The 6073-nt window shown below is 62.8% G+C and carries 7 protein-coding genes; 2 read left to right on the top strand and 5 right to left on the bottom strand.

What is annotated here, in order from left to right; genetic code table 11:
- On the bottom strand, positions 1-1274 hold a 1274-nt coding region (gene sat, locus FEV53_RS02880; protein WP_425465468.1), incomplete at its 3' end, for a sulfate adenylyltransferase.
- 137 nt (positions 1275-1411) lie between these two features.
- Complete coding sequence (trxB, locus tag FEV53_RS02875) at positions 1412-2395, bottom strand: thioredoxin-disulfide reductase (protein ID WP_142833314.1); 984 nt, start codon at positions 2393-2395, stop codon at positions 1412-1414.
- Between the two features lie 141 nt (positions 2396-2536).
- On the opposite strand from trxB, the gene FEV53_RS02870 reads away from it, so the two are divergent.
- The gene (locus FEV53_RS02870; RefSeq protein WP_142833313.1) at positions 2537-3037 is read left to right on the top strand and encodes an Lrp/AsnC family transcriptional regulator; all 501 of its coding nucleotides are present in this window, start codon (positions 2537-2539) and stop codon (positions 3035-3037) included.
- Here the strand turns inward: FEV53_RS02870 and pgeF are convergent, their stop codons facing one another.
- From pgeF to lgt, 3 genes are read right to left on the bottom strand one after another with little or no spacing between them, the layout of a single operon-like run.
- A complete protein-coding gene (pgeF, locus tag FEV53_RS02865; protein WP_142833312.1) occupies positions 3038-3793 on the bottom strand; it encodes a peptidoglycan editing factor PgeF in 756 nt (251 codons plus the stop codon).
- Positions 3790-4857 carry a class I SAM-dependent methyltransferase gene (locus FEV53_RS02860; protein WP_142833311.1) on the bottom strand — a complete coding sequence of 356 codons (1068 nt, stop codon included), beginning with the start codon at positions 4855-4857 and terminating at the stop codon, positions 3790-3792. Before FEV53_RS02860 ends, pgeF begins: the two co-directional genes overlap by 4 nt.
- A complete protein-coding gene (gene lgt, locus FEV53_RS02855) occupies positions 4854-5723 on the bottom strand; it encodes a prolipoprotein diacylglyceryl transferase (RefSeq protein ID WP_142833310.1) in 870 nt (289 codons plus the stop codon). Before lgt ends, FEV53_RS02860 begins: the two co-directional genes overlap by 4 nt.
- Before the next feature lie 89 nt (positions 5724-5812).
- On the opposite strand from lgt, the gene FEV53_RS02850 reads away from it, so the two are divergent.
- Positions 5813-6055: an accessory factor UbiK family protein gene (locus tag FEV53_RS02850; RefSeq protein WP_142833309.1), complete on the top strand. Its 243-nt coding sequence runs from the start codon at positions 5813-5815 to the stop codon at positions 6053-6055.
- Positions 6056-6073: the final 18 nt, after the last annotated feature.

The raw sequence follows: 6073 nt of genomic DNA, 5'->3' as shown, positions 1-6073 counted from the left end.
TCTTCACCCTGGCTGTTCTTGCCCGGACCGGCGTGGTCGCGGCCCACGATGATATGGGTGCAGCCGTGGTTTTTGCGGATGATCCCGTGCCAGACGGCTTCACGCGGGCCGGCCATGCGCATGGCGAGGTTCAAGAGCGACATGGTGGTGGTCGATTGCGGGTACTTGTCCAGCACCGCCTCGTAGCAGCGCACGCGGGTGAAGTGGTCCACGTCGCCCGGCTTCGTCATGCCGACCACAGGGTGGATCAGCAGGTTGGCCTGCGCTTCCTTGGCGGCGCGGAAGGTCAGTTCCTGGTGCGCGCGGTGCAGCGGGTTGCGGGTCTGGAAGGCCACGACCTTGCGCCAGCCGAGCTTGCGGAAATAGGCGCGCAGCTCGTTGGGGGTGTCGCGACGGGCGCGGAAGTCATAATGCACCGGCTGCTGGATGCCGGTCACCGGGCCACCCAGATACCAGTCGCCCGCGGTGTTGTGCAGGTAGTTCACGGCCGGGTGGGCCGAATCGTCGGCGCCAAAGACCTTCTCGGCCTCGCGCGCCTTGTTCGGCTTCCACTTGTCGGTGATGGTCATGGTGGCGAGGATCACGCCTTCCTGATCGCGCAGAGCGATGTCCTGCCCGATTTCGACGGAAGCGGCGAAGTCTTCCTTCACGTCCAGAGTGATCGGGATCGGCCAGAGGGTACCGTCCGCCGTGCGCATGTTTTCGACGACGCCGTCATAATCGGCCTCGGAGAGAAAGCCCTTCAGCGGGTTGAAACCGCCATTCATCAACAGCTCCAGATCGCAGATCTGCCGCGGGTTCAGGTCATGGGACACCAGATCGGCGGCCTCAACCTTCAGCTTCTGCGCGCTGTCATACGACACGTAAAGTTCGGGAATGGGGGCAAGATTGCTTTGCATCAGTTTGGTCCTGTGTTTCAGGGGGACCATCTCGCTGCTGGTCCCGGTCAGTTCGGCATGAAGCGCGTCATACTCGGCGAATTTTCGGGCGAGGAAGCGGTCGGCCAGCCGGGTTTTCTCGGCTGCCCCCCGCAAGGTCAGGCTATAGGCATAGCGCTGACGGCGGTCGGGACCGGCCCGGTCGGAAATCTCGATGAGACCCGCCGCGCTGACCGCCCGCAGATAAGTGTTGAGCCGCCCGAGCGAAATGCCCAGCGCCTCCGCCGTAGCCCTCTGCGAGGCCTCCGGTGCCCTGTCGAGCTGGCGCAGGAGCAGGAAGAGCTGGTCTTCTTCCGGCAAGTTGGCGGTGGGCGAGGACATATCGCGGCGACTCATTGTATGTTCAACGCTGAACACATGTCATGCAGTCGCCGCGGAGGGAAGAGGTTGGTGTAAATTGTTGGCAAAAACCCGCCGAGACGGTGGCGGGCTGCTCCTGGGGGTACAGGCCAGCCCGTTGTTTTTGGATGCGTTTAACCGATGGCGGCCACGTCGCCCGCAGGCGCGGTCACCTCGTTCTCTGCCTCAGCGAGGAAGCGTTCTGCTTCGAGCGCGGCCATGCAACCCATGCCGGCGGAGGTCACGGCCTGACGATATTTATGGTCGGTGAGGTCACCGGCGGCAAAAACACCGGGGATCGAGGTGGCCGTGGAGTCCGGCTTCGTCACCACGTAACCGCCCATATGGGTCTCCAGTTGATCGGCGACCAGCTCTGAGGCCGGGGCGTGACCGATGGCGATGAAGACGCCCTTGACGGGAACCTCGGTGATCGCGCCGGTTTCCACGTGACGCACGCGAACCCCTTCGACGCCTTTGGGCATGTCGGTGCCATAGACTTCGTCGAGCTGATGATCCCACATCACCTCGACCTTCGGGTGCTCCAGTAGGCGTTTTTGCAGAATCTTCTCGGCGCGGAGTTCGTTGCGGCGGTGGATCAGCGTGACCTTCGAGGCAAAGTTCGTCAGGAACAGCGCCTCCTCGACCGCCGTATTTCCGCCGCCGATTACCGCAACCTCCTGACCGCGATAGAAGAACCCGTCACAGGTCGCGCAGGCGGACACGCCGAAGCCTTTGAAGGCCTCCTCGGTTGGCAGACCCAACCAGCGGGCCTGTGCGCCGGTGGCGAGGATCACCGCATCGGCTTCGAACACAGTGCCGCTATCCGCAGTCGCAACAAAAGGGCGCTTCGACAGGTCGAGGGACGAGATGTGATCGGAGACGATCTCGGCACCCATCTCGCGGGCGTGGGCCTCCATGCGGACCATCAGGTCGGGACCCATGATCGAAGTCTCGCCGGGCCAGTTCTCCACGTCGGTGGTGATCGTGAGCTGGCCGCCGGGCTGGATGCCCTGCACCACGACCGGATCCAGCATGGCCCGCGCCGCATAGACCGCAGCAGTGTAGCCCGCCGGACCGGAGCCAATGATAAGAATTTTCACTTTTCGAGCGTCGGCCATCTGTTCCTCCGAATTGCTTGAGGGCATATAGGCGTTTCTCCGGGACCCCGAAAGTGCGGCAATGAAGTTGCGCCCTCTTGCAACTTTATTGCGTATGCTGTTCAGGGGGCGTAAACAAAGTTCAAAATGCGAGAGGGCAGGATGCCGGGACAGAAACTCGACGCGATCGATCGCAAAATTCTTGCTGAATTGCAGCGCGATGGCCGGATGACGAACGTGGAGCTGGCCAAGCGTGTCGGCATCTCCGCGCCGCCCTGCCTGCGCCGTGTGCGCACCCTCGAAGAGGCGGGATACATTCGCGGCTACCACGCGCAGGTCGATGTACGGGCGCTTGGGTTCGAAGTGCAGGTCTTTGCCATGGTCGGGCTGCACAGCCAGGCACAAGCGGATCTGCTTGAGTTTCAGGAGCGTTGCGACAACTGGCCGCTGGTCCGGGAATGCCACATGCTGAACGGCGAGGTGGATTTCATCCTGAAATGCGTCGCTCCGGACCTGTCATCGTTCCAGAACTTTCTGACCTCGGACCTGCTGGGCGCGCCGAATGTGGAGAGCGTGAAGACCTCGCTGGTGATCCGGACCAGCAAGGAAGTCCCGGGCATCCCCTTCGAAGTGATGGAAGACCGTCTGTCTAAGACGCCCTGATCAAAGCCGGATTACCGAAATCAGGCGACCATAATCCGCTTCCTTGCGGTGGGTGGCGCGACGATAGGAAAAGAATCGTGCGGGGTCGGCGTAGGTGCAGTGACGGATCCACTCCGCCTCGGCGACACCTGCCTCCCGCAGCCGGTAGAGGCCCAGCCCGGGCAGGTCGAACAGCATCCGGTCCCCCTGACCCGCGGTAAAGAACTGCGTGTAATCGGGATGCTCGTCGCGGAAAGAGTCGAACAGCTCGGGCCCGACTTCATAATTCGCCTGACTGATACACGGCCCGATGACAGCGTGGACCCGTTCTGTCTGCGCGCCAAGCTGCTCCATGGCGTCGAGTGTCGCTTCGATCACCCCGTCCAGCGTCCCGCGCCATCCCCCGTGGGCGGCACCGATCACTCCGGCGTCAGGGTCGGAAAACAGAATTGGCATGCAATCGGCGGTCAGAATTCCCAGAGCGAGGCCCGGTGTGGCGGTGGCCATGGCGTCGGCCTCCACGCTCTCCGTATCGGAAGGCTCCCGGACTACGATGGCGCGGGGGGAATGGACCTGATTGACTGTCAGCAGATGATCACTGCCGACGCCCATATCCTCGGCCACACGGATGCGGTTGATCTCGACAATCTCGCCCTGATCCGAGGATCTTTTGCCGCAATTCAATCCGGCGAAAACACCGGAGGAGGCCCCGCCAACGCGGGTATAGAACCCGTGTGCAGCGGGGATGAGATCGGATGTGAGGCGGGCAACAGTCACTGTGCAGGCTCCAGTCCCGGTGGGGTCGCGCGCCCGTCATGCAACGCGATGATGCGAAACAGCGTGCCCATCTCGTCGGGATGGGTCAACCTCCGCAATCCGGCAATGTGATTTTCTAGAGCGGCCCCCGTCATCCGACTCGCGAGGCTTCGGGCCCGCTCAACGATACCAAGCCGTTCCAGCCAGACCCCTTGTGGCACAAGCGCGCTGGCCGTGGCAGGCGCGGCGTTGCGGGCCAGTGCTCCGAAATCCACATGGGCGGTCAGGTCAGCCTCGCCGGGCTGGGCCAGAGGTGACTCCTTCTGCTGGGCTCGTACGGCTTGGAACGTGTCGCCAAGAGAGATTTCCGAGCCGTAATCGATGATCAGCGCAACGCCGCCCTCCGTGGAAATCCGCTCCCCGAGCGTGCAGGCGATGGCCTCTGATGCGGCGCAGGTTTCGACCAGATCGCCGTTATGTGTGTCCTCAAGCCTGTGATTCAGTGCTGCAAGGGGCGTGGCATCGGTCAGGGCAAAGACCAGCATGTCGTCCTGCACCGTCACGACACGCTCGCGCCACCCGTCGCCATCGCGCAGGAACTGGCGAATCGGCAGACAGTCAAAGAATTCGTTGGCCACGAGAAAGAGTGGCATCGGGGGCATCTCGTCCACAGCGTCCACCCATGTGACCTCATAGGCGGCGAGGATGTCCCGCTGGCGGGCACGCAGAGTGTGGGAGGCTTCCACCAGATGGATTTGCGCTGCGTCATGAAAGCCGGGGACGCCTTTGGTAGCACGCAGAAGATCCGCCATCAGCGTCCCACGCCCGGGGCCGAGCTCCGCCAGCACGAAGGGACTGGGGGCGCCTCGATCGAGCCAGCTCTGGGCCAGCGCAAGGCCGATGAGCTCCCCGAACATCTGGCTGATCTCTGGCGCGGTGACAAAATCTCCGTTTGCGCCCAGCGGATCGCGAGTGGTGTAGTAGCCCAGCCTCGGGTGCAGCAGACATGTGGTCATGTATTCGGCCACGGTCAGCGGGCCGGTCTGGGCGATCTGCCGTCTCAAAGCCTCTGCCAGCTCGGTCATTGACGCCGCGCCGTGACGATCAGCACCAGCCCGAGCAGCAACATTGGCAGCGACAGCAGCTGCCCCATGGAGAGACCGAGCAGCACATTGCCCGCCGGATTGTCCGGTGTGACGAATTGTGCGTCAGCCTGACGGACCGTCTCGACCAGCATCCGCGACAGGGCATAACCCGCGAGGAATATGCCAGCGACGAACCCCGGCCGCTTCAGCTTGCCCAGCGCAAATCCGAGGACCCAGATGATAATGCCGAGGAGCAGCCCCTCCAGTGCGGCCTCGTAGAGCTGCGACGGGTGGCGAGCGCAGGGGCCGGTGATGCCGGGACAGTCTTGTGCTGTCGCCCCGGGAAAGACCACGCCCCAGGGCAGGGTGGTCGGTGCGCCCCAAAGCTCTGCATTGATGAAGTTGGCGATTCGGCCAAGGAACAGCCCGACAGGAGTACCCAGAGCGAGTGCGTCAAAGAGGCTCCGCCACGGGACGCCGCGCCGCATGGAAAACCACAGCGCTGCTGCACCAACGCCGAGCAGCCCCCCGTGGAAGGACATGCCCCCCTGCCAGACATAGAGGATCTCGAGCGGGTGGGAGAGGTAGTAGTCCGGCTGGTAAAACAGCACATAGCCGAGCCGTCCGCCGAGAATCACCCCAACTACGATGGCGGTGATCAGGTCTTCGACGCTCTTGGGACTCATCGGCGCAGTGTCATCGGGCCAGAGCTTGGGATGGCGCATGGCGGCGGCGATGATCGCCCAGCCCACAAGGATGCCCACGATGTAGGCCATCGCGTACCATTTGGGGGCGAGCACAAAGTCGCCGATTCGGAGGGTGAAGATCTCCGGTGAGATGTCGGGGAAAGGGATGGACCTGATCATGGAGCGAAAAACCCCGGCCTGCGCGGTAATGTCAACCTTGAGAATACGCGCCCGCGCCGCCATATCGGGCACAAAGCAAAGGAGTTCCCATGCAGACCCGTAACAAGATCTTCGACGATATTTCGCAGATGATGACCAATGCCATGGGCGTCGCTCAGGGTGCGAAGGATGAAGCCGAGACCGCGATGAAGAGCCTGATGGACCGCTGGCTGGCGGATCGGGACTTTGTTACCCGCGAAGAGTTCGATGCGGTGCGTGCCATGGCGCAAAAAGCCCGTGAAGAAAACGAAGCCCTGAAGGCTCGGCTCGATGCGATGGCAGCACGGGACTGATTCGCGATTTCAACGATG

It is taken from the genome of Palleronia caenipelagi (assembly GCF_007004065.1).
Lineage (GTDB): Bacteria > Pseudomonadota > Alphaproteobacteria > Rhodobacterales > Rhodobacteraceae > Palleronia > Palleronia caenipelagi.
Note: the sequence above shows the minus strand (reverse complement) of the source record. Positions and strands in the feature narration are given on the sequence as shown.